This window comes from Achromobacter sp. ES-001 (genome assembly GCF_019448355.1).
GTDB lineage: Bacteria > Pseudomonadota > Gammaproteobacteria > Burkholderiales > Burkholderiaceae_B > Achromobacter > Achromobacter spanius_B.
In genome coordinates, this window is sequence record NZ_CP079940.1 from 2638170 (window position 1) to 2657374 (window position 19205).

The window sequence follows — 19205 nt, forward strand, 5'->3', positions numbered from 1 at the left end:
GGCGCTTTCAAAACGAAGTGCTGTGAGGACTAATGCAATATCCGTGCCATGCCGGCAGGGAAAAGTAAAACCGTCAACGCTATCAATGACTTATGGACTATTTTCCCGACGCTGCCCGCGCTGCGTTGCGCCAATCACCCGGAATTGCCGGGATTTCCAACGCAAAACGGGCCATATTTGGCCCGTTAAAAAATAAGCAGCGCTTTATCAAGGAGTTATAGCGGGTCAAATTTGGCTTGATCGGGCCAAATGTGGCCCAGCGGGTTTGCTCCGCCCAGAACGAGGCAGACAAGATCGCCGTGCCGATAAACACCCGCCTTAGATGCCCGCGAAGCGCTCCGCCAACGCATCGCAATGCCGCACCAAGATCGCCGCGTCCACGCCGACCGCCGTAAACAAACTCCCTGCCTCGATATAGCGCCGCGCCAGCGCCTCATCGCCCGTCAACACCCCCGGCGCCTTGCCTGCCGCGCGTACCCGCCGGATGGCGCTTTCCACTTCGGCCACCACCTTCGGATGCTGCGGCTCGCCGGGATATCCCAAGCTGGCAGCCAGATCCGCGGGGCCGATAAACACCCCATCGACGCCATCCACCGCAATCATCGCGTCCAGGTTCTCTAGCGCTTCGCCCGTCTCGGCCTGCACTAGCAAACACAATTCCTCTTCGCACCGGCGCATATAGTCCGCCACACGCCCATACCGCGTTGCGCGCATCGTGCCGCTAACGCCCCGCACGCCGCGCGGCGCATAACGCATACCCGCCACCGCGCTTTGCGCCTCGTCCGCGTTCTGCACATACGGCAGCAACAAGGTCTGCGCGCCGATATCCAGATACTGTTTGATCTGCACCTTGTCATTCCAAGACGGGCGCACCACCGGATGGCTCTTATACGCGCCAGCCGCCTGCAACTGCGCCATTACCGTCGGCAGCACCACGGGCGTGTGCTCGGTATCCAGCAGCAGCCAATCAAAGCCGCTGGCCGCGACCAGTTCGGTACTGTTCGCAGCCCCAAGCGTGACCCACAGCCCGGTTTGATGGCGCTGTTCACGCAGCGCGCGTTTAAACGTATTGATGGGGAGTTCCATGCGCGCCGCCTTATGAGAAGTGCACCGAGATGCTGCCCAGCTTGCCGTAGTCCGCATGCAGCGTATCGCCGCGCTTTACCGCAACGGTGCGGGTGAAGGACCCCGCCAGCACAATATGCCCGGCTTCCAACCCGGCGTCGTGCTGCGCAAGCTTGTTCGCCAGCCACGCAATGCCCAGCGCGGGATGCCCCAGCACTGCTGCCGACACGCCCGATTCTTCGATCACGCCATTCTTCAACAGCAAGGCCGCGACCCAGCGCAGATCAATATCCATCGGCCGCACCGGCCGGCCGCCCAGCACGATGCCGGCACACGCCGCGTTATCGGCAATGTTGTCCACGATGCGGCGCGGATATTTGCTGCGGCCGTCGATCAGTTCCAGCGCGGGCACCACGTAATTCGTGGCATCCAGCACGTCGAACAGGCTCACATCCGGGCCGCGTAAGGGCTTGCCCAGCACAAACGCCAGCTCGACTTCCACGCGCGGCACGATCAGCTTGTCGGTGGGAATGGTCTGCCCATCTTGAAAGAACATCGTGTCCAGCAAATGGCCGTAGTCCGGCTCGTCGATACCGACGGTGCTTTGCATCGCCTTGGACGTCAGGCCGATCTTATGGCCGCGCAGCTTGGCGCCATCGGCAATCTTCTGGTCGATATTGCGTTGCTGGATGGCATACGCATCCGCAATCTCAATACCGGGAAACGCCTGGTCCAACTGCGTGGTGGGCACGCCGCTGCGCTCGGCTTCAAGCAGCAGGCTGGCCGCGCGGGCGCGGTCTTCGTCGTTAAGCATGGAAGGCTCCTGATCAGTGCGCGGCGACTTCGTCGGCCACGGGGTTGGACAACACGCCGATGCCGGCGACTTCCACCTCGACCACGTCGCCCGGCTTCAAGAAACGCGGCGGCGTAAAGCGCACGCCCGCGCCGATGGGGGTGCCGGTGGAAATCACGTCGCCGGGCTTCAGCGTGGTCCAGATGGAGATGTAGCGGATCAGTTCCGCGAACGGGAACATCAGGTTGTCGGTGGCGTCTTGCTGGCGCAGTTCACCGTTGACACGCGTCGTCACCGTCAACGGCGCGGCCGGATCGAACTCATCGGCCGTCACCATCCACGGCCCCATCGAACCGCTGGCGTCAAAGTTCTTGCCCTGCGTCACGTTGAACTTGCCGTGCTTGATCCAGTCGCGCACCGTGCCTTCGTTCAGGCAGGTCAGGCCCGCGACGTGGCTCCAGGCGTCCTCGGCAGCGATGCGGCGGCCGGCCTTGCCGATGATGATGGCGATCTCGCCTTCGTAATCCAGTTGCTCGGATTCCGGTGGGCGCAGCAAGGGTTCGCCATGGCCCACGAACGAACCGGGAAAGCGCGGGAACACGCTGGGGTAGGCGGGCGGCGCGCTGCCGTCTTTATATTCCTCGTTGCGCTTGCCGTAGTTCACGCCGACGCAGATGATCTTTTCGGGCGAGGGTATGGGCGGCAATAGCCGCACCTCATTCAGCTTGTGCGTGGCGGGAAGCGTGTCCGCCAATTTGGCCAGCGCGGGCATGGCGTTGGCTTCCAGCGCGTCGCGCAGGCTGTCATAACCATGTCCATCCAAGGCCACGATCTGGTCCTGACCGCGCAGTGCGCCAAAGTGCGTGCGGCCTTCATGCGTATAAGTCAGCAGTTTCATTCGTCGAATCCGAACAAGCGAGCGGGGTTGTCCACCAGGATTTTCTTAAGCGTCGCGGCGTCGCCCGCATAACGCGCCAACTGGTCCACCAACTGGCCCTCGTCGGGCGTGGGCTTGGTGGAGACGGGATGCGGCCAGTCGCTGCCCCACACCACGCGGTCGGGGTTGGCGGCGATCAGCGCTTGCGCAAGCGGCGTCACGTCGTCCCAAGGCGGGCCGCTGCGTGAGATCTTTTCCGTCAGCGACAACATCACCCAGAAGTTGCCGCGACGTAGCAAGGACTCCAACAACTGCCGAGTCGGATCTGCCGCGCCCGCAGTGGGATCGGCACGCCCCATGTGATCCAGCAGCACCGGAATATCCAGCCGTTCAAATTGCGCCGCCTGCGCCATCATGCCGTCGGGCTCCGGCTGAAACTTGGCGTACCAGCCCAGTTCACGAATGCGCGCAATGGCGCGGTCAAACACGGCGGGCGCCATGCTGATGCCCAAGCCCTGCCGCGTGAACCGCGCCCCGCGCACGCCCGCGTCGTGCAGCTTCTGAATGTAGGCATCGTCACGCTCGGCCAGCACCACCGCATTCGCGCAACCGCGATACGACGGGCCGGCGGCGGCCAGGCCGTCCAGCACCACCTGATGATCCGCCCCGTAGGTCGTGGCCTGCACGATCACGCCGCGTTCGATGCCCAGCAGGCGGTGCAGGCCCAGCGCGGTCTCGATGGTGGCGCTGGGCATTTCGTACGCCGCGCCGGGGCGCACGGGGTAACGGTCTGCGGAGCCGAATACGTGAACCTGGCTGTCGCAGGCCTTAGGCGGCAGGCGAGTGGCGGGCGCAGTGGGGCGGGGATTGAAGGGTTGGTACTGCGAGGGGGAATGTTGCGGCGCTTGCTTCTGCGACGCTGAATTCTGCGCAGCTTGATTCTGCGAACTTTGGCTTTGAGTCGTTTGGCTCTGATCCATTTGGCTCTGAGTCATGGTCTGTCTCCCTTACCCGATCACGGCCACGAAATCGCATTCGATCAGCTTGTCGCCATCCAGATCGGCCTGCATCGTGTGGCGCGCGGGACGGTTCTCCGCATCCGGAAACGCTTGCAACCACACCGCATTCAGCGCCGCGCGCTGGCTGCGGTCGCGCATCCACACCGTCATCTTGGCGACGTGATCCAGCGTGCCGCCGCCCGCTTCCACAATGCGGCGCACGTGGTCGAACATCAGCTCGCACTGGCGTTCTAGCGACGCACCGTAGGCGCCGGTGGCCGGATCGGTGCCCTGGATGCTGCCCGAATACAGCATGGGCCCAATCCGGCACGCGGCCGGAATGGGGTTCTTGTGGCTGAAGCCTTCGGCGTAAATGCTGCGTCTGCTCATGGCGGGTTCCGTCTGGAAAGAAGAGGGTGGGACGGCATCGCGGCCATGACCAGGCAAGGCCGCGATGCGTTCGGTTTTCAGGGCGTGGCTGCTGGCGGGTCAGGCCAGGCTGTGGTCCAGCGGTGGTGGTCGGGCCTTAGTTCGCCGTGATGCCCGCCCGCTTGATGATCGGCGTCCAGCGCGCGTCTTCCGCTGCCAGATAGCGCGTGAATTCCTCGGGCGTACTACCGCGCGCCTCGGCGCCCAGCTCATCAAAACGCTGAATGATCGTCGGCTGCGCCAGAATCTTGGTCAGCGCCTCGCTCAACTGTTTCAGCACATCCGGCGGCGTGCCCTTCGGCGCCAGCAGCCCGGTAAACGTGGCAGCCTCCATGCCCTGCACACCCGCTTCCGCAAACGTCGGCACGTCCGGCATCGACGGCACGCGCTTGGCCGTCGTCACCGCCAAGGCGCGCAAGCGGCCTTCCTTCACATACGGCAGCGCCACTGAAATCTGATCAAAGTTGAAATCCACCTGCCCGCCCAACAGATCGGTCGTGGCCGGCGCGTTGCCCTTGTACTGCGCCGTCGTCCAGCGCGCGCCCGTCAACGACTGCAACAGCTCGCTGACCAGATGATTCGTGGTCCCCGCGCCGGGTGACGCCATGTTCAGCTTGCCCGGCTCTTTCTTCGCCAGCGCCAGCAATTCAGCCAGCGTCTTCGCCGGCACGCTCGGCTTCACCTGCAACACCAGCGGCGTGTACGACACCGAACTGATCGGCGCAAAGTCCCGATCCCACTTGTACGCATCCCGCTTAAAAATCAGCGGCGAAAACAGCAGCGGCCCGTTCGCCGCCATGAACAAGGTGTAGCCATCGGGCTCGGACCGCGCCACCTGCTCACCCGCAATCATCCCGCCCGCACCCGGCTTGTTCTCGACAATAAACGGCTGCCCAAACGCCGCCTGCAAGCCTGGCGCAATCAGCCGCGCGGCCACATCCACATTGCCGCCCGGCGGATAGGGCACCACGATCTTCACGGGCTTCTCGGGCCACGCGGCGTGCGCCATGGAAGTCAGAACGGTCAGCGCCACCGTGGCGCAGGCGCGAAGGGTATTGCGAGTCATGGGTTGTCTCCTGGTCGTGTCATCACGTTTTGTTTGTTGTGTTTGACGACACTCTAGAAATTCCCGCGCCGCTGAACAATCCGAATTTCAAGAAAAGTTCCGGATGTTGGACTCTTTTGGCAGGTTGCTTTGCGGGCAGCTTCTGGCATGACCGCGTTTCGCCGCAGAATTACCCTGGGCGCCTATTGCGCACGCGGTTTTATTCATTGTTGAATGTTCAATATCCGGACTACGGAGCCAGACCCATCATGCACTTTCCCGCCAGCGACCTGAACCCCGAACAAACCTACCGCCTGATGAGCGGCATCGTCGTGCCCCGGCCCATCGCCTGGATCAGCAGCGTCAACGCCCACGGCGGCGTCAACCTGGCGCCGTTCAGCTGCTACACCTTCGTCTCAAACAAACCGCCCATGATCGGCGTCAACATCGGCCGCAAAGCCGGTAAACGCAAAGACACCGCCGAAAACATCCTGGCCAACCGCCACTTCGTCGTCAACGTCGGCGACGAAACCCTGCTTGATCCCCTGCACGACAGCGCCCAAGAACACCCGCCCGAAATCAGCGAAGTCGACGTGCTGGGTTTAAGCGTGCTGCCCGGCGCCGTTATCGACACCCCCAGACTTGCCGCCGCGCCCATCAGCCTGGAATGCCGCTTTCATAGCGTCACCCCGTTTGGTGACACCGGCGCGGAGCTCTTCGTGGGCGAAGTGGTGATGTTTCATATTCGGGATGGCCTGCTGCAAGACGGCAAGATCGATACGGCATTACTACGCCCCATCTGCCGCATCGGCGGCCCCAACTACGCATCGCTAGGCCCCATCGTCACCAAGCGCGGTATTCAGCAAACGCCAAAATCCATTATCAAACCGGAGGCCACGTGAGCGAATCAGAAGATAAAAGCGCGTCCGGCGCACAGACCGTACGCAGGGCCTTGGCGCTGCTGCGGCTGATTGCCTGCGGACAAGAACGCGGCGTGCGGCTGGTGGATCTGGAACGCATGTCCGGCCTGAATCGGCCCACCGTGCATCGCCTGCTGAAGACGCTGGTGCAAGAGGGCGCGGTTGAACAGGATTCAGAAACGCGACGGTATTTGATCGGGCAAGAGATCAGTTTGCTGGGGCTTGCCAGGACGCGACGCTTTCCGCTGCTGACACTGGCGGACCCGTATATGAGCGAGCTGGCCGATCAGGTGGGGGATACGGTGTTTTTGAGTATTCGACATGGGCACGATTCGATATGTATTGGAAGGCGGACGGGCAGGCATCCGATACAGGTGCTGTCGATTGAGGTGGGGGTTAGACGGCCGCTGGGCGTGGGGGTGTCGGGGGTGGCGTTGTTGGCGAGTTTGGGGAGGGAGGAGAGTGTGGAGTTGGTGCAGGGGAATGCGGCCAGGCTGGAGGTGATGGGGGAGCGGGTGGAGGATGTGATTGCGCGGGTTGAGGTGGCTCGGAGGGAGGGGATTGCGCATGCGCCGGCCGGGCTGATGCCGGGGACTAGTGCGGTGGCGGTGCCGGTGTTGACGGAGGGAGGGGTGGCGCTGGGGGCGATTACGGTGACGGCGATGGCGGAGAGGTTGGGGGTGGAGAGGTTTGGGATGGTGGTGGAGAGGATGAAGGCGGCGGCGGGGGGGATTGGGGGGAGGTGGGGGCGGGTGGAGGGGAAGTGAGAGGAAAGCTCGGCGGGGCATTTAGGCCCTCGCGTACGGAAATTCGCATTAAGGAAAGAGCGAGCGCAGACAACAGATCGGTATCTGCTTATCTATGGCCGCTTGCATGCGGCTTTTGACCTGCCGTAGATCAAAGTTAGTAACTAAGGTAACATTTGGAATCTTTGGCCGACCTTGGCCCCTGAAGTCTGGCTTCGGGGCAACGTAATCAGCATCGATTCGTTAAGCCAAGTTGTCATTTGCGGTTTGCTTGTGCATCAGCTTTGGCAAGGTCGGCGGGCATTACACCGCAAGAGCAGCCCAAGCACGGGACAGCACAATCCGCATCATCGGTCAGGGCTCGGAGTAACGCGCATAAGCGCTTTCCGAGATAGAGAGTTTCTATCCTGCAACCTTAGAACGAGATGTTGATGTTCCGTATCCCTATCGCAGCAGCAGTTGTCCTCTCCCTCGGCGCTTGCACGACCGTCAAGCACGCACCGATCTCCCAAGATTCCCTGAGCAAGCTGGAACGAAAATCCATCGTTTCCTCCCGCTACGGCCAGCCGGACTTCACCGCCTTCACCGCTGGCAAGGCGGCATTCGCGATGCTTGGCGCTGCCGCCATGGTCACGGAGGGCAATACCATCGTGAAAGAGAACGGCATTGAAGATCCAGCGATTGCGATCTCTGCCGGGCTGCAAAGCAAGCTAGCCAGCTTGAAGAACACCACGGCTGTGAACGCGTCTGGCGTAGCAGCTAAAGATGATGTCGCAACGGTAGTCGCCGCCAGTCCAGGCGGCGATTATGTTTTGGACGTGAAGACGTTGATTGAACTTCCTAGTGCAGCCTAAAGCTAGGTCGGGTCTTTCCAATCCAACTTTGGAGTCGTCAGTTGCGACGTGCGTACTCGGAAAATGAAATTAATAAAGATCCTTTTTAGGTTCCTGATCATGGCGCCGCCAGTGCTTGTACTGGTTGGCGCCGTCATCCTCTCTTTGCTCGGATTTGGAGCCGCATTCGCCATTGAGAGCATCTTCGGTGTGCCAAGGGAAATGACCTACAACACGCCGTTAGATCTGCTTAATTTGGGTGGTCACGTTATCGCGGGAGGACTGGAATCTTTGGACGGCTGGTCGAAGTCGAAGAACTTTACGCAGATTGCACTACTTGCTTGCGGTGCGGGAGCCGCAATTACCGCGCTCTGGTTGCTCTACCGGGCAGTCGCTGTGCACGGAAGAAAGCAAAATGACGACAGAAGCTATCGACCGAATCGAAGGATTCCCGGTGCAATTGCCGTGGTGCGCTTTGGGCGATGGCTGTTCAAGGAAAAATGGTGCCTAATTCCATGGCTAATTATCAGTGCAATCCCCTGGTTGTGTATTTATTTCATGGGGTTCGTGCTTATTTTGTTCGCCGGAATACCTGCTATTGGGTATGGCATTGCAAATGACTACCTTCACGGTTGGATTGTGGATGCAGAATATTGCGCTCCCGTAAGTAGCCGCGAAGAGAGGTTGAGAATAAAAGCTAGCGATGTGGCGTCTCGGCGTAAGCCTTCTGAGGACGCAAGATTAACGCCATGCTTATCCTTGTGGAAGGATGGAGTGCTAATAGGAGAGGGTCGACACGTTGCTTCTACGGATAAGTATATTATTTTGTTTGATCCGGTGACTGGTGGCGTCAATTTGGAGCCAGCCAATGGGGTGACCATTCGCCTAAAGGGCATGTCAGCATCTGAGCTGTATCAGCTAATCGATAGAGATAACACAGAGGATTGATGAAAAAATGGTGTCAGACCGCGATTTTGCAATTGGTGATCAGCGATGTTGCAGTCTTACACCCATATTTTGCAGACCGCAATTTTGAGGGTGAGAATGTAGTCTGACAAATCTTGCCAAGACGTATGATGCAAAACTCGGTTAATCACAGCGTGGCATGACTAATATTCGGATCGCTCATGGGTAAAGGTAAAGAAAACAAAATCCAATCGGCAATTGCAGGTGCACTTCAGGTTTATTGTCAAGACCGAAGTTTGCAGCTGTTCCCACCTTACGCAAATCAGCAGGGTGAGAATCTGCGGAAGTACTGCGGAGATCTTTTTGGCTTATTAGACAATGCTGATCTCATCGCTCTGGAAATAAAGGAACTTGATGTTGCCCAAGGCATCTTTCCCGCATTCGATGATAGCCAGCATGACATTGCGATGCGATTTGAGAGCCTTGGAGTACCTCTAGCGTATGCCTATAACGCGGTTGAGACTCTGCCATATCATCAACGTCCGCAGCCTCCGGCGTGGGCAAGGTCTACGTTAGCGTTGGTGAAGAGGTCAACGCCAACGCCGTTACCGGGGCGTGTGCCAAGTGCGAATGATCACGAATCTCTTCTGGATTGGTTAAATGGTCCACATGGAACGAATGCTGCGGATCCCTTCGGGCGAGTTCATGGAGCTGTCACTGCAGTTGATGACCTGCGCAACGGAATTTTGGTCTTGCTCTATGCAGTTCCTGAGCAGACGCTTGCAGCATTGACGCCGGACGACATCATCCGGACGGTCAATGTGCTAAGAAATAATGCGCACCTTTCATCCAGACAAAGACTTCTTCTGCAAAACCTAATGGGGGCCTCGGCCGATGTTTTCCACCGTTTTGTATCGCCGGCAGAACATGAGGAAAGGAGCAGCAAGCCAAGCCGCCCACGCCCAAGAATATGAGTGCAACGATTAATGTCAAATCACAATTTTGCTATCTAGATTATGCGAAATTTCAGTCTGACACCTTTATTTTTGGTGGACGTTTGGAGCATAGGTTTCAGACTGCACTTTTGCACTGACTCGTCGTCTGAAATGTAGTCAGACACATTTATTTATTACCCAGACTTTACGATCGAAGATGAAATTAGCGGCCGAATGATTTATTGGGAGCACCTTGGAATGCTCGGGGAGAAGAGCTATAGCGCAAAGTGGCAGAAGAAACTCGCTTGGTACATCAAAAATGGCGTGTTTCCCGAAAGCGCCGGAGGGGGGCAAAAGGAATGCTAGTGACTTCAGAAGGGTCCGGGTCAACTGCGTTCAATGCTGCCGAAATTCAGGCAATCATAACTCGATTATTTTAAATTCTCCGGGAGACAAGAAAGGCTGCGTAAGCTCCCCTTCAAGTACACAACAACCGATAGAGATTCGGAGCGTGAGTTAGCCGGGGCATGTACCGCCCCGGTGGATTGCCGGTCATTCACCCGGAAGGCTAATTAGCTTGAGTTGCCCGGTGAAACCCCAAAGGCCGTCGAAATGCCGTTCAAGGTTCACTTCGGCAGTCTGTAGTTGCCGCTGCAACACAGTAACGGCGCGGCCAGTTGCCACGGAAAGCTTGGACTTTATATCCATGATTTCTCTGACGTTCAATACAATTGCGTCGTGTGCATCAATGTGAGCTGGGTTGCCGACCAAGTCAAGAGTTGGGACCGGAACATCCGCCAGCACTGCACTCCCGCGGCTATAGTAGCCACCTCGGAACGGACTTCCCCGCTTGCGGACAAAGTACTCAATGGCACGTTGATTAAGTAGGCCCATCACAAACTCGAGAGAGTAGCCATCACGGGGGTTTAAAATCATGGCCTCGCCCGCAGTCCCACCTGACGCGACCGCCACTCCAAGGGTATCGAACGCGTATTTATTTCCGGTCTGATTTACTGAATAGATGATCTTTGGCCGAGTGAAGACTGTTTCAAGCGCCTGATGCCTACCAAATGCATAGAAAATACCAGCGGGAGGGGGCGGCGAAACATCTCGGTTTTCTAAAACGGTTTTGAAGTGGCGGAGATAGGCCCAACCCAGCGGATAGTTGTTTTTAAGTTCCGCTTGGCTGAGAATCCTCGGTGCGCCGTTGGGACCAGCTTGGTACGGAAAGATGACTAGGGCGTCTGCCGCAAGCTCGCAGAACGATCTCACCTGACCCGAATCAGCTACGTACGGCCTCGTCAGCGCCTTCTCCACTTCCCACTGGACACCCTGTTTCTTGAAAGTGACCGTGGTACCGGCGTCTGTATAGTTGGAGATGACAAACACGGTGTTTTTGCTCGTCTGCACACCATTCTTGATGTCCACGATGTCGCCGAGCTTCCGGCTGTTGGCGTACAGCATCGTAAGCACTGCATGTTCTTGGATAGTCCCTGGAAGAACCCACGCCCCCCCATCCAATGCGGTCAATACCGTCGCAGGCTGGGTGTATCCCTTGCCTGCGGGATCCACCTCAAACTCCGCTTGCATGTGAATGTTGCGGTAACTGAACTGGGCTGCACCAGGCTGCAAAATCAGAATGCACACATAAGCCGATTTGCCGGCAAAGAGCGTCTCGTTTCCAAAATCTAACACCTCTCGAATAGCGGCTTGGTCCGACAAAAGCTGCCGAAGCTTGCTTCCAGACTCGATGGTGAGCCACTTGTTTGGAACAAGCAGGCCTACGGCGCCGGCGGGCACAAGCGAGCGCAGTGCGCGCTCAATGAACACAAAGTATTTGTCAAACTGCTTGTGACAACTACTGTACTTCGCCTTGTAATATTCGAACTCGGCCCTATTGGCCTGTCGCATATCGTCTGTTGTCATGTACGGCGGATTCCCGATGACAACGTCAAATTTATGAGGTAGGCCCTCGGCAACCCAATCGATAGGTACGGTCTCGTCCACCACATCTTGAGAGGCTTCAAAATCGATGTCGACTACGGTATTGCCCCATACGACATTAGCGTGAAGGTTTGGAAGTATTCTTCTGGCCGTCGGAAGTGTGTGCGCAGTCTCGTCTTCCAAGAGCTTTACAATCAAGCCGAATCGAGTGACCTCAACAGCATTGAAATCAAGGTCTATCGCGAACAAGCAATGCTCAAGAAGTTCGCGCTTAGCCTCGAAACGCAACCTAATTTCATTACTCGAGACTTTATATATTCTAGGGTCGCTTGGGCTGCTCCTCAGGATATCAATCGAGGTATCCACAAGTTTGTCGAGTGCGTGAACCAAAAACCTACCCGATCCCACTGCGACGTCGAGCACTCGTATCGCTTTAAGTTCTTCAAAAGTACGTACTGGCGCTGCGTTGAGCCGCGCGTCGAACGCGCGTTGGACCACCTCCTCGACTAGGGGCTGTGGTGTGGTGACAATTTCTCGATCCTCATAAGCGGGCTTTTGGACTAGACCGATGCTGCCGTTGTCGAACAGCTCAAGACGTTTTGCGAGAAAATGTTCGTAGACCTGCCCTAAAAAGTCGGCGTCCAATACGGCGAAGCTGTAAGGCGATGCTGGCGAGTAGACCTCTTCGACGAACTCGTGGAATAGCGCGGCGTTAAGGTCGTAGCGGTCATGGAAGTGGTCCTGCGTGACATCGAATAGGCCTGTGTTGTAGCGGTCGTTGAGTCTTCTAAACAGCGTCAGCAGTTCAACGCTGTTCTGTTTTCCAGCGACCTTCCGCAAAGTCTCGCGAGCCTCAATTCCACGATCCTCGCACATACGCAGGAAGATGATGCGATTCACCACCTTTTGCGCTAGGTCACTTAGCTCCACGACTGACAGCGCCGGGTACTGTTGGTGCAGCTCGTTTGCCAACCGAACGCGCCAGTCATTGATGCGCGCTAGAAATTTCTCACTGACTGCTAATGTGCCTGCAGTCGTACTGCCATAGAAATCGTCGATGGATCCACGCGCAACGTTTGCGCGTCCGAAGCGGTTCAGGATATTCGTGAATTGGCGCGGCAGATCGGTGTAATGAATCGTTTCCAGGAGTCCGACGTCGGCATCATCTTGTGACCGGGGCTCGAGCATCGTGTTGTAGATGCGTAGCGTACGAAAGTTCGTCAGGATGGATATGGGTAGGCCGACAGTGTGTCCGTAACTTCGCACCTGAAATGCGGCGGCCTTGTTGTTCGTGATGTCGACGGATGGCTTCTTAGCTTCAACGAAGAATTTTTTGGCAGAGGCAATGCGGAATGTGTAGTCAGGACGCCCGCTGTATCCTTCTTGCGACTCCTCGCGCAGTACATCCTTCAGTTTGTTTGGAAGACCATGGGCATTGGACATGTCCCAACCCAAGAGTTCGAAGAACGGGTCGATGTACTCTACGCGGACCTCAGTCTCTTGGTAACCGGAGGCCGATATGCCGAGCTTCGTCTCGTCTGCAGCGAAACGCGCAACGAGGTCTAAGAGGCGCGCTGGCGCAGTCATTCAACCTTCTCCTTCAAGGTCTCGCCAAGGAGGCGATGACGGCGGCTTCGAATACGGATGAGTGCTTGGCGTAGGAGCACGCTCTCGTCCTCACTGAGTCCTACGGCCGTAAGGACTTTCTCGTCCTGCGCTTTCAATAGTTCCATTGGGCAGGTTCCTGCACGAACAGCATCATCCAGCTGTTTTAGGTCGGGGAGTAGGGGGGGAAGCGGTACCAGCAGCTTCTCGATTTCGCTGGGGACAAGCTCGAGGACTCCGCCGCCGTAGTGTCTACCTTCGAGCTCAGCGGTCAGGGCGGTGAGGCTGTTTACAAAACAGTAAACCAAGACCTCCGCATCCGGTCCATCGGGCAGCGGTGTGATGCGGTATGCAGTATCCGTTGTGAATGCGCCCAAGGAGTTGAAAATCAGGCGGGGAAAGTTGTGCGACCTCTTTAGCAAACCGATTGGTGTGGAGTACACCGACGGTACGCTGAACCACGGAGACCGTACGCGGCATTTGTAGCGGGTGTGCAACTGTTGCGACTCTCCAAGCTTGATGTATTCGAGAACACTCCGTGGCAGGCGGGAAACACTCCCGCTTTTTTCTATGCGGAGAAAATTGGTCGGCAGCCCACGGCGCCGATTGGCTTCATGTACGGCTTCATCGTAGACGACGCCTGGGCAATGTTCACTGCGGCCGAACATGGGCTTCACGAACTTCTCGAGTCCAAACTTGACGACCGTGTCGTCGTCGATCAGGAAAAACTTGTTGGCGCCGGTGACGATGCCGACGTCTACCTTAGCGATGTCCTGGAATCGCTTAACCAACGGGAGGCTCCTGGCCTTCTCGAACACGGCAAGTTCGGCTGGTTCCAGCAAGACCTTCATCCATTTTCCATTCAGCACGTCACCGCTGACGAACTTGGCGGCTTGAAAAAGCTGCTCCGGGTCTCCGTTCAGAAATGAATTGTCTGGGGCTGCATGGACAGCAACGCCTTCTGATGTTTCCATTGGATCGACCTTCTTTTCAACCAATAGAAGCACAGTTCCTTGGAGCGCGGATTCGAAGAGCAGCTCGTTCGGATCAACCATGAGCACTCGCTTCGCCTGCTGGAGAAGAAATGCCCGCAGAGAGCCCGCGTGCAGCACATGCATCAGTTCGGAGGGAATAACCATCGCTAGTCGACCGCCGGGCGAGAGCAAGGCCACGCAAGCAATCACGAACGGCACCCAGGCGTTGGTATGTTTTGTGAACGCCAAAGAGAAACGGTCGAACAGCTGCTCAGAGAGCTGCTGATCCTCTTCATCTAAGTATTGATAGCGGATGTATGGGGGGTTTCCTGTCACGGAGTCAAAAGACGTGCCAGCGTCAAGTTGCTTCTGAGCCCATTGCAAGAAATCCGCCGTCACGATACGGGCAGCTCGTGCATCCAGGCGGGTTGCGGCCCTCCGCGCCTTCGCAGCCTCGCCTGCTAGTCTTTCAACCCCGGTGATTTCAAGGGCGGAGATAGCCAAGCCTTCGAGAGCGCGGATGAACGCTCCGTCTCCGCAACTTGGCTCGAGCAGGTTTCTAGGCCGCCCGCACAGCACCCACCGGGAGAGGAATCGGGCGATGTCAGGGGGGGTGTAGTACCCCCCCCGGAGTTTGTCTTCTGTTTCGTTTTCTTTGAAATTCATAGACGCGCAAAAAAAAAAGCGTCAAGGCGGCACTGCTGGGGCCACCGTGTGCTGTTAACACGCGACATTTACCGTCTTTGAGGCCCTCCAACTCGGCCGGGCTTGCTCGGTTAGTGCGTGAGTTTAAATGAAAAGGCACTTCAACCTTCGAAATTGGGCTAGCCACTCTCGAAGTGGCTACGGTAGCGACCAAACGTGCTTGTGGGCGGTCCGAAGCTCCGGCGCGTGGCCCGCTTCGATCTTCCTAGCTGTCGTTCGAGATGCTCTTGGAAAGTTGCGCGTTGGCTTCGGGACCAAGAGGAGACACCAATGGTTCATCGATCGCTACGGCTACTGCTACGAGTTCGGTAAGGTGAGCGCAAAGGCCCTCGACGCTACCCATCAGATCCGACACCACCCACGGCTCAAACGGCTGCGCTCCACTGGCGCCAGGCTCATTCACACCATTCCCCACAATCCGAGCAATCGCCCAAATCCCTTGGCAAGCCCGCTCCATCTTCCTTAAATCATCCACCCGCACAAGCGCAAACTCCGGATCATCCGGCGTGGCCCAACGGTCATAGGTATAAGGGTGATCATTCATAGCAGCCTCTTTCGTCGTTAGACCCGCTCCCCGCTGTCAATCGGGGTGGGCGGGCGCAAGGCCGGGTTGACAGACCGGTGACAAAAGAAACCGGCGCACGCGAGCGTGCCCCAGCCAAGGCCCGCCCATAGCAGGGACGTGCGTCGGCCTACGGACGTAAAAATGCCGCTATTGCAGCGGCAGTCCGCCTTTTGTCATTTCCAGCTGTCAAACCGGACGGTCATTGGTGTGACCGCAGGGCGAGTATACGGCGGAACGCTATGTAAGCCGCAACGATGCGCGTGACGTTTTTGTCTCGCCCCAAACGACGGTCAAAAAGCACAAAGGGCTCCGCAGAGCCCTTCGTCATATTCATGCAGCCACCGGCACAAAAAACCGATCCTTCAACTCTTGCAACCCAATCCTCTCCAACATCTCAGTCAACCTCTCCGCAGGCTTCCTGGTCGGCAAATCCTTAAACTGCGCCACGATCAGCTCATTCTTCATCGAATGCTCCCACCCGACCAGCTCCGTCACGCTAACCTGATACCCATGCGCTTCCAGCTGTAAACACCGCAGCACATTCGTAATCTGGCTACCAAACTCTCGCGTATGCAACGGATGCCGCCAAATCTCCGCCAAGGGATCAGCCAGCGCCTTGCCCTTATTCTTCCTTAGCACCGAAGCCACCTCCGCCTGGCAGCAAGGCACGACCACGATGTACTTAGCCTTCTTCTCCAACGCAAAGTGAATCGCGTCATCCGTTGCCGTATTACAAGCGTGCAACGCAGTCACCACATCAATCGTCGCCGGCAATTTATCCGACGTAATCGACTCCGCCACCGACAGATTCAAAAACGACATCCCGCCAAACCCCAGCCGCTTAGCCAGTTCTTCCGACGACTTCACCAGTTCTTCGCGAGTCTCGATCCCATAAATATGGGACCCATTCCCGACGGCGTCTTTCTGTTCCTTGAAGAACAGGTCATACAGAATGAACCCCAGATACGACTTTCCAGCCCCGTGATCCGCGAGCGTGACGGCGCCGCGTTCTTGTTGGACGTCTTTCAGCAGCGGCTCGATGAACTGAAACAGGTGATAGACCTGTTTCAGCTTACGGCGGCTGTCCTGGTTCATCTTGCCGTCGCGGGTCAGGATGTGCAGGGCTTTTAGCAGTTCGACGGACTGGCCGGGGCGGATGTCGTGGGTTTTTTCTGACATGGGGGAAGGCAAAGCGCCCCGCACGGGGCGGGGCGCGTAGTGGCGCGGAAAGTGTCAGTTTAACGAAAACGCTGATGCGCCCGCAGGGCAGTACAAAAAGCGGGTCTTAACCTACGGTGGCAAAAACCGGTTCGCCCAGGTTCAGCATCAAACGATTTGCCCAGGCGAAGATCGCGTCCGAGTGCAGCAGGTCCAGCACTTCGCCTTCGCTCAAGCCCGCATCCTTTAATGCCTGGATGCTGTTGGCGTTGACGTCGGCCTGGGCTTCGGTGATCTGGATCGAGAACTGGGCAATCGCCAGTTCACGTGCCGTGGTGCCGGCGGTGTAGGGGTCTTCGAACACTTGCGCGATCACTTCATTGCGCTTGGCCAGTTGTTCGAAGCGCTGCGCGTGGACGGATGCGCAGTACACGCAGCCGTTCACACGCGAGACGACCGTGGAGCCCAGCTCGCGTTCGGCGCGCGACAGGCCGCCTGGGGCGTACATGATGGCGTTGAAGGCGGTGGAGCGCTGGCGCAGGATTTCCGGTTGGTGGACCAGGAACAGGTAGTAGTCCGAGACCTTGGCCTTGGGGTGGCTTTCTTCCAGGACGGCGACTTGTTCCGGGGTGGCGGTGTCGACGTTGACGACGTCGAGCCATGCCTTCCATTCCAGCACTTCGTTGGTGAAGCCGTGGGCCTTGATGACGGCGCCGGGTTCGGTGGCGGCGGTGTTGGGTTCGAAGGGCGCGGGCGGGACGGCGGCGGCGCGGGGGGCTTGGCCTTCCAGGTCTTTCATCGCGATCAAGCCCGCGACCAGACGGGTCTGGTACGACAGGAAGGCGATCAGTTGCGACAGGGTGACCACCGCAGGCGTGGAGACGCCTGCTGCGGGCAGGGTCTTCAGCGCGGCTTCGTCGCCTTCGACGGGGTTTTCGATCAGCTTGCGCGTGAATTCCAGCACGGCAGCCAGGCGCGGGGTGGAGGCGTCGGACGGCTTGCCGGATTCTGCGACGGCGATGTCGGCGGGGGCTGCGTCCGTTTCCGCCAAGCGGGCGCGGTAGTGCGAGGCCAGCAGCGGCGACGGGCTGATGCGGGTGGCGTACAGCGCGACCAGCAAACGTTCGGCCAGCGACAAGCCGGGCAGGGCCGGGTCGAACAGGGCGTCGTAGCTGCCTTGCGTGGCGGCGGCGACTTTTTCGCGTTGGTGGCGGACCTCATAGGTTTTGCTGCCGGGTGTCAGGCCGACGAGCTTGTCGACCAGATCATTGACGGCGTCATAGACGATGGGTTGTTGTGCCATGGGGATGTTCTCCTTGGTGTCTGATCAGCCGGCGTTGCCGGAAGTGCTTGCCGAATGTGCAGCCGCCCGCGCCTTCACCGCCGCGTCCAAAAACTTCTTCACGCCTTCCCACGATTCCTGGTCGGCGCGTGCGTTGTCTTTTGGATTCCCGCCGCTGGTGCTGATCTTGCCCGACACGGGGTGGGCGTAGACGAGCTGGGTGGTGGGCACGTACGGGAACAGGATCGAGTGGCCGCCGTTTTCGTAGTCGAGCCATTCGACGGGGTAGGGGTGTTTCACTTCAACGAGCTTGTCCTGCACCATCTTCGAGTACAGGCTGGACGGCCACGAGCCATCGTCGGTGGCCGACAGCAGCATGACCGGGCCTTCGATGTCTTCCACGCGAATGCGGGCGCGGGCGACGGCGTCGGGGTCTTGCAGCGCGGTCAAGATGGCTTTTTCGTGACGATGCGGCGACGGGCCTTCGTCAAACGGCGCCCACGTGGCGGTGCGGTTGTTTTCCCAGACGTGGGGGATGGGCTTGCCGCCCAGCAGCCAGGTCGGGCCTTCGCGGCCGATCTTGGGGTCGCAGGCGTTCTGGCCGCTGTGGACGACGGCGCCGGGTACGTAGGCGACGACGGCGGACACTTCCTTGGGAAAGGTCGCGCCCAGCAGCAGCACGAGTTCACCGCCGCGCGATTGGCCGCTGATGGCGACGAAGTTGTGCTTGGGCTGAACCTTTTTGCGCAGCCAGCGCAGGCCGGTCTGGAAGTATTCCAGCGGGGTGTTCGAGATGTAGTCGGACAGGCCCGGTGCCTTGAAGTACGCCAGCGCAAAGGCGGCGTAGCCGCGCGATGCGTATAGCGCCGCGCGGGGTTCGTTGATGCCGCCGCCCGAGCCGTTCAGGATCATGACGGCGGGGTGCGAACCGGGCTTGCTGCCTGCCGGCAGGTACAGCGTGCCGACCAAGCCTTCTTCGCGGACCTCGTGGCGCGTGACGCCGTCCAACGCCAAGCGTTGCGTGAAGGTGGCTTGCGCCTGCATGTCGGCTACAACGCCGGCATCAGCGCTGGCTTCCGCACCGCCTTCAACCGCGCCCACACGCGCAACCACATCGGTAACCAAAGCATCGGTCACCGGGTGGTTGAAGTGTTCGCGGCTGGGCGAGTCCACCGGAGCTTGCGACCAGATCAGGCCCATCGGCGACAAACCGGTGTAGTCGCCCGAGACGGGCGCGTCACGGGTCAGGTCGACCACGCCGTCTTCGCCCGCCGTGTAGGCGGCCTGGGCTTGCCACAGCACGCCGTTGCGGCGGGTGCGCGCGGTGATATGCACCGTTTGGCCGGGTGCCACGTTTTCCACCCGGATCTGGCGCGGCACGTCGATCAAGGCGTCCGCGGGGGTGATGGTCAGGGTCGGCGCCAT

Annotated in this window: 17 protein-coding genes; 5 read left to right on the forward strand and 12 right to left on the reverse strand. The window is 58.6% G+C overall.

Going from position 1 to position 19205, the window contains the following annotated elements; genetic code table 11:
* Positions 1-318: 318 nt before the first annotated feature.
* From KYT87_RS11965 to KYT87_RS11990, 6 genes are all read right to left on the reverse strand, one after another.
* Positions 319-1086: an aldolase/citrate lyase family protein gene (locus tag KYT87_RS11965; protein WP_219992301.1), complete on the reverse strand. Its 768-nt coding sequence runs from the start codon at positions 1084-1086 to the stop codon at positions 319-321.
* A gap of 10 nt (positions 1087-1096) precedes the next feature.
* Positions 1097-1879, reverse strand: coding sequence for a 2-oxo-hept-4-ene-1,7-dioate hydratase (hpaH, locus tag KYT87_RS11970; protein WP_219992302.1), 783 nt, complete (start codon positions 1877-1879; stop codon positions 1097-1099).
* Positions 1880-1892: 13 nt separating this feature from the next.
* Positions 1893-2756: a fumarylacetoacetate hydrolase family protein gene (locus KYT87_RS11975; RefSeq protein WP_219992303.1), complete on the reverse strand. Its 864-nt coding sequence runs from the start codon at positions 2754-2756 to the stop codon at positions 1893-1895.
* A complete protein-coding gene (locus tag KYT87_RS11980; RefSeq protein ID WP_219992650.1) occupies positions 2753-3574 on the reverse strand; it encodes an amidohydrolase in 822 nt (273 codons plus the stop codon). The genes KYT87_RS11975 and KYT87_RS11980 overlap by 4 nt, the downstream gene beginning before the upstream one ends.
* A 168-nt stretch (positions 3575-3742) precedes the next feature.
* Positions 3743-4123, reverse strand: coding sequence for a RidA family protein (locus KYT87_RS11985; protein ID WP_219992304.1), 381 nt, complete (start codon positions 4121-4123; stop codon positions 3743-3745).
* A 136-nt stretch (positions 4124-4259) separates the two neighbouring features.
* Positions 4260-5228: a tripartite tricarboxylate transporter substrate binding protein gene (locus KYT87_RS11990; RefSeq protein WP_219992305.1), complete on the reverse strand. Its 969-nt coding sequence runs from the start codon at positions 5226-5228 to the stop codon at positions 4260-4262.
* 248 nt (positions 5229-5476) lie between these two features.
* Here KYT87_RS11990 and KYT87_RS11995 point away from each other — a divergent pair, with 248 nt between their 5' ends.
* The 5 genes from KYT87_RS11995 to KYT87_RS12015 all read left to right on the forward strand — a co-directional run bounded on the left by KYT87_RS11995 (position 5477) and on the right by KYT87_RS12015 (position 9586).
* Positions 5477-6109, forward strand: coding sequence for a flavin reductase family protein (locus tag KYT87_RS11995; RefSeq protein WP_219992306.1), 633 nt, complete (start codon positions 5477-5479; stop codon positions 6107-6109).
* Positions 6106-6894 carry an IclR family transcriptional regulator gene (locus tag KYT87_RS12000; RefSeq protein WP_219992307.1) on the forward strand — a complete coding sequence of 263 codons (789 nt, stop codon included), beginning with the start codon at positions 6106-6108 and terminating at the stop codon, positions 6892-6894. Before KYT87_RS11995 ends, KYT87_RS12000 begins: the two co-directional genes overlap by 4 nt.
* A gap of 410 nt (positions 6895-7304) precedes the next feature.
* Positions 7305-7727, forward strand: coding sequence for a hypothetical protein (locus tag KYT87_RS12005; RefSeq protein WP_219992308.1), 423 nt, complete (start codon positions 7305-7307; stop codon positions 7725-7727).
* 99 nt (positions 7728-7826) lie between these two features.
* Positions 7827-8654, forward strand: a complete 828-nt coding sequence (locus tag KYT87_RS12010) for a hypothetical protein (protein ID WP_219992309.1) — start codon at positions 7827-7829, stop codon at positions 8652-8654.
* Between the two features lie 179 nt (positions 8655-8833).
* A complete protein-coding gene (locus KYT87_RS12015; protein WP_219992310.1) occupies positions 8834-9586 on the forward strand; it encodes a hypothetical protein in 753 nt (250 codons plus the stop codon).
* A 513-nt stretch (positions 9587-10099) separates the two neighbouring features.
* Here the strand turns inward: KYT87_RS12015 and KYT87_RS12020 are convergent.
* The 6 genes from KYT87_RS12020 to KYT87_RS12045 form a co-directional block, all read right to left on the reverse strand.
* A complete protein-coding gene (locus tag KYT87_RS12020; protein ID WP_219992311.1) occupies positions 10100-13078 on the reverse strand; it encodes an N-6 DNA methylase in 2979 nt (992 codons plus the stop codon).
* The gene (locus tag KYT87_RS12025; RefSeq protein ID WP_219992312.1) at positions 13075-14736 is read right to left on the reverse strand and encodes an N-6 DNA methylase; all 1662 of its coding nucleotides are present in this window, start codon (positions 14734-14736) and stop codon (positions 13075-13077) included. The genes KYT87_RS12020 and KYT87_RS12025 overlap by 4 nt, the downstream gene beginning before the upstream one ends.
* A gap of 244 nt (positions 14737-14980) precedes the next feature.
* Complete coding sequence (locus KYT87_RS12030; RefSeq protein ID WP_219992313.1) at positions 14981-15319, reverse strand: hypothetical protein; 339 nt, start codon at positions 15317-15319, stop codon at positions 14981-14983.
* Positions 15320-15670: 351 nt separating this feature from the next.
* Complete coding sequence (locus KYT87_RS12035) at positions 15671-16519, reverse strand: SAM-dependent methyltransferase (RefSeq protein WP_219992314.1); 849 nt, start codon at positions 16517-16519, stop codon at positions 15671-15673.
* A gap of 106 nt (positions 16520-16625) precedes the next feature.
* Positions 16626-17801 (reverse strand): CMD domain protein, encoded by a 1176-nt coding sequence (locus KYT87_RS12040; RefSeq protein ID WP_219992315.1) that lies wholly within the window; start codon positions 17799-17801, stop codon positions 16626-16628.
* Positions 17802-17825: 24 nt separating this feature from the next.
* Complete coding sequence (locus KYT87_RS12045) at positions 17826-19205, reverse strand: acyl-CoA thioesterase/bile acid-CoA:amino acid N-acyltransferase family protein (protein WP_219992316.1); 1380 nt, start codon at positions 19203-19205, stop codon at positions 17826-17828.

Bases quoted from the DNA above. Each gene is read 5' to 3' on its own strand.
- KYT87_RS12020 (WP_219992311.1), bottom strand. From the start codon at position 13,078: ATGACTGCGCCAGCGCGCCTCTTAGACCTCGTTGCGCGTTTCGCTGCA.
- KYT87_RS11965 (WP_219992301.1), bottom strand. From the start codon at position 1,086: ATGGAACTCCCCATCAATACGTTTAAACGCGCGCTGCGTGAACAGCGC.
- KYT87_RS12015 (WP_219992310.1), top strand. From the start codon at position 8,834: ATGGGTAAAGGTAAAGAAAACAAAATCCAATCGGCAATTGCAGGTGCA.
- KYT87_RS12045 (WP_219992316.1), bottom strand. From the start codon at position 19,205: ATGGCGCCGACCCTGACCATCACCCCCGCGGACGCCTTGATCGACGTG.
- KYT87_RS11995 (WP_219992306.1), top strand. From the start codon at position 5,477: ATGCACTTTCCCGCCAGCGACCTGAACCCCGAACAAACCTACCGCCTG.
- KYT87_RS12040 (WP_219992315.1), bottom strand. From the start codon at position 17,801: ATGGCACAACAACCCATCGTCTATGACGCCGTCAATGATCTGGTCGAC.
- KYT87_RS12025 (WP_219992312.1), bottom strand. From the start codon at position 14,736: ATGAATTTCAAAGAAAACGAAACAGAAGACAAACTCCGGGGGGGGTAC.
- KYT87_RS11985 (WP_219992304.1), bottom strand. From the start codon at position 4,123: ATGAGCAGACGCAGCATTTACGCCGAAGGCTTCAGCCACAAGAACCCC.
- KYT87_RS12030 (WP_219992313.1), bottom strand. From the start codon at position 15,319: ATGAATGATCACCCTTATACCTATGACCGTTGGGCCACGCCGGATGAT.
- hpaH (WP_219992302.1), bottom strand. From the start codon at position 1,879: ATGCTTAACGACGAAGACCGCGCCCGCGCGGCCAGCCTGCTGCTTGAA.
- KYT87_RS12005 (WP_219992308.1), top strand. From the start codon at position 7,305: ATGTTCCGTATCCCTATCGCAGCAGCAGTTGTCCTCTCCCTCGGCGCT.
- KYT87_RS12010 (WP_219992309.1), top strand. From the start codon at position 7,827: ATGGCGCCGCCAGTGCTTGTACTGGTTGGCGCCGTCATCCTCTCTTTG.
- KYT87_RS11990 (WP_219992305.1), bottom strand. From the start codon at position 5,228: ATGACTCGCAATACCCTTCGCGCCTGCGCCACGGTGGCGCTGACCGTT.
- KYT87_RS12035 (WP_219992314.1), bottom strand. From the start codon at position 16,519: ATGTCAGAAAAAACCCACGACATCCGCCCCGGCCAGTCCGTCGAACTG.
- KYT87_RS11975 (WP_219992303.1), bottom strand. From the start codon at position 2,756: ATGAAACTGCTGACTTATACGCATGAAGGCCGCACGCACTTTGGCGCA.